Origin of the sequence: Microcystis sp. LE19-41.2A (genome assembly GCF_027530405.1) — a bacterium.
In the GTDB taxonomy this organism is placed as follows: Bacteria; Cyanobacteriota; Cyanobacteriia; order Cyanobacteriales; family Microcystaceae; genus Microcystis; species Microcystis aeruginosa.
In genome coordinates, this window is sequence record NZ_JAPZQJ010000138.1 from 1 (window position 1) to 2,595 (window position 2,595).

The following is a 2,595-nucleotide window of genomic DNA, read 5'->3' on the forward strand; positions in this document are numbered from 1 at the left end:
TTTATAGAGACAGACATTGCCGCAATTTTTGTCAATTGTTTGCGATCTGGAGCGAACTAATCAATTAAATCTCTTGCCAGATAAGGATTGAGTCGATTTATGCTCCCCTATCGAACCATACCAAGTCCCGAAGAGCCAAAATACTGAACTTTTCCTCGCATATTCTTAAACAATTCCGCCGTTGAATAACTTTTTTGATAGGGAGAAATTCTCGCCACTGGTTTAGTCCCTTCTGTCACTAAAATTTCTTCTCCTTGTAACTCCACAATTTGCAATAATTCTAGTAAATTAGCTTTTAACTGAGTTTTGTCAACAGTTTTCATAAAAAATTTTCCTTGGTATCCTATTGTGAATCTAAATCTTCTAGCACTGGTGAGCCAAGGAAAAGGGAGACAACAGAAGAGCAAAAACCTGTACTCCCCCGCTCCCCCTCTCCCCGAGCAATGCTTCTCCCCGTGTCAGGTATCCGAAAGCCAGGAATTAACTAGGGTTGTAGGTCAATTCCTTGAGGCAAACCGTGCGCCCTGGCAAGGAGAAAAAGACTTTTGACCTGATTTGAGGTTCGTGCTAAAATCGGAGGGATTACTCTGCGTCGTCTCCCGCAAAAGGCAGTTCGTACCACTCTTCACAATTGCCATTCCCATCCTCTCCCACACAAAAAGTTCCCCAATCAAGTTGAGCGATCGCATTGCCATTACGAGAGACGGTAGCGGTATTTTCCCGTTGGACAGGAGCAGCATTGCGGGGTGTCAGTTTTTTAGTTTTCATGGGGTAAGTCCTCCATTATTGTTGTTGAGTTCAGTCATACCACCTTTTTTCTGCCGAATCAATAGTTTTTAAGTGAATTTGTGTTAAGTTTTTGTTAAGCTTAGATCAGCACTTGTCAATATTTTTGTGAGAATTTTAACCTTTTGATCCAAGATTCAAATTCGTTGTAAGATGATATGTAATCAGAAAGTTATTCTCATTATTTCTTGAGGTCTAAAAAGATGACAAGAGTTGTTACCCTAGAAGATGCCTTAGAGATAGTCAAACAGCTTTCTCCTCTAGACAAAGTACGTCTAATTGAAAAAGTGACTCCTGATATTAAACAACAGTTAGTGGTTACTACCCATCAACCTCGTAAATCTTTGCGGGGATTATGGCGAGGTGCCAACATCAGTGATGCAGATATCGCTGATGTAAAACAACAGATAGGAGCTAACTTTCCTCGTGAGGATATTTGATGAGTGATGCAGTGACCGATACTCATGCTTTGATTTGGTATTTAGAGGATAGTCCACGCTTGAGTTCTACAGCTAACCAAACATTTGAACAATGCGATCGCGGTGAAATTGTCATTTATATTCCAACTATCTGTTTAATAGAGATAATTTATCTGCAAGAAAAAGGACGTATTGCACCTGAACTAAAATCCCAATTAGATGCAGAGTTATTAGCTGGTAATAGTGGGTTTATCTTAGCTGATTTGACTGCCGAGGTTGTCAATGTTTTGGCGACCGTATTACGAACTGCCGTACCTGATTTACCTGACAGAATAATTGCCGCTACAGCCTTTCACCTTGGTTTACCGCTTATTAGTTGTGATAGGAGAATGCCTCTTACAGGTATCTCTTTAATTTGGTGATTTGCGATTAATTGAGTCAGTAAATTAGCTTTTAAACTGCGTCCATTGTGGGAACTGTAGTTTTTTGAAATACCTTCTAGGGATAAGTCCCCCTTTTGAAGGGGGATTTAGGGGGATTACCCAATAGGAGATCTAAAAATTATAGGTTTCGAGTTAGACGGGGTTTAATTGAATTTTGTCAACAGTTTCCATAAAAAATTTTCCCTTGTATTCCAATTTTTTATCGTATGTCAGCTACTTTAAAATAATAGTAGATCATAGATCTAATGAGAAAACCTCAACCCGATAACCCTGGGGTAGTAAGCTATTGGCAGGGGTTCATCTCTCGAAACAAGGTTCTAGCACTCATCCCCAAAAATCTAAGTCTCGTTTAGGTAATACCTACCAGCAAGAGTGCCAGGTATCCGAAAGCCACTGACTAGGGTTGTGGGTCAATTCCTTGAGGCAAACTGTGCGCCCTGGCAAGGAGAAAAAGACTTTTGACATTTTTTGAGGTTCGTGCTAGAATCAAGCGGACTACTCTGCGTCATCCCCCGCAAAAGGATTCACCCGAATTATACCAACATAACCGCCGATACGCTCCACTTGCCCAGTCAGTAAAGGAGCAATCCCATTACCATCACGAGAGACGGTAGCGGTATTTTCCCGTTGGACAGGAGCAGCGTTGCGGGGTGTCAGTTTTTTAGTTTTCATGGGGTAAGTCCTCCATATATTGTTCTATTCCTATTTCGTACTACCTCTTTTCTGCCGAGTCAAGAGTTTTTGAGTGAATTTTTGTTGAGTTTAGACTCAGCTTAAATTTCCCGAATAAAACCCCCACCTGATGCTACTGGGGTAGTAAACTTTGCCCGACTTCATCACTTTCTATGTTCTAAAACTTTAGCAAAATCTCTTACTTCTCTTAATAAATTAGGGGGTAAAGCATTGATGATTTCTAAAACTTCGCCAATGATTAATTCTTGTTCTAG

The 2,595-nt window shown here is 40.5% G+C and carries 5 protein-coding genes; 2 read left to right on the plus strand and 3 right to left on the minus strand.

Annotation, left to right across the window (positions count from 1 at the left end; genetic code table 11):
* Positions 1 to 107: 107 nt before the first annotated feature.
* Together O9290_RS05905 and O9290_RS05910 are read right to left on the minus strand one after the other, a co-directional pair.
* Positions 108 to 323, minus strand: a complete 216-nt coding sequence (locus O9290_RS05905; RefSeq protein WP_288086813.1) for a type II toxin-antitoxin system Phd/YefM family antitoxin — start codon at positions 321 to 323, stop codon at positions 108 to 110.
* 259 nt (positions 324 to 582) lie between these two features.
* The gene (locus tag O9290_RS05910) at positions 583 to 768 is read right to left on the minus strand and encodes an anacyclamide/piricyclamide family prenylated cyclic peptide (RefSeq protein WP_002762716.1); all 186 of its coding nucleotides are present in this window, start codon (positions 766 to 768) and stop codon (positions 583 to 585) included.
* 221 nt (positions 769 to 989) lie between these two features.
* On the opposite strand from O9290_RS05910, the gene O9290_RS05915 reads away from it, so the two are divergent.
* Positions 990 to 1,226, plus strand: coding sequence for a hypothetical protein (locus O9290_RS05915; protein ID WP_002762714.1), 237 nt, complete (start codon positions 990 to 992; stop codon positions 1,224 to 1,226).
* Entirely contained in the window at positions 1,226 to 1,627 is a 402-nt protein-coding gene (locus O9290_RS05920) for a type II toxin-antitoxin system VapC family toxin (RefSeq protein WP_002762712.1), read from the plus strand. The genes O9290_RS05915 and O9290_RS05920 overlap by 1 nt, the downstream gene beginning before the upstream one ends.
* Before the next feature lie 516 nt (positions 1,628 to 2,143).
* Here the strand turns inward: O9290_RS05920 and O9290_RS05925 are convergent.
* Positions 2,144 to 2,320: an anacyclamide/piricyclamide family prenylated cyclic peptide gene (locus tag O9290_RS05925; protein ID WP_288057629.1), complete on the minus strand. Its 177-nt coding sequence runs from the start codon at positions 2,318 to 2,320 to the stop codon at positions 2,144 to 2,146.
* Positions 2,321 to 2,595 lie beyond the last annotated feature (275 nt).

What these genes read in the sequence shown, in the direction of transcription:
- O9290_RS05905 (WP_288086813.1), bottom strand. Translation starts at nt 323, where the DNA reads ATGAAAACTGTTGACAAAACTCAGTTAAAAGCTAATTTACTAGAATTA.
- O9290_RS05910 (WP_002762716.1), bottom strand. Translation starts at nt 768, where the DNA reads ATGAAAACTAAAAAACTGACACCCCGCAATGCTGCTCCTGTCCAACGG.
- O9290_RS05920 (WP_002762712.1), top strand. Translation starts at nt 1,226, where the DNA reads ATGAGTGATGCAGTGACCGATACTCATGCTTTGATTTGGTATTTAGAG.
- O9290_RS05925 (WP_288057629.1), bottom strand. Translation starts at nt 2,320, where the DNA reads ATGAAAACTAAAAAACTGACACCCCGCAACGCTGCTCCTGTCCAACGG.
- O9290_RS05915 (WP_002762714.1), top strand. Translation starts at nt 990, where the DNA reads ATGACAAGAGTTGTTACCCTAGAAGATGCCTTAGAGATAGTCAAACAG.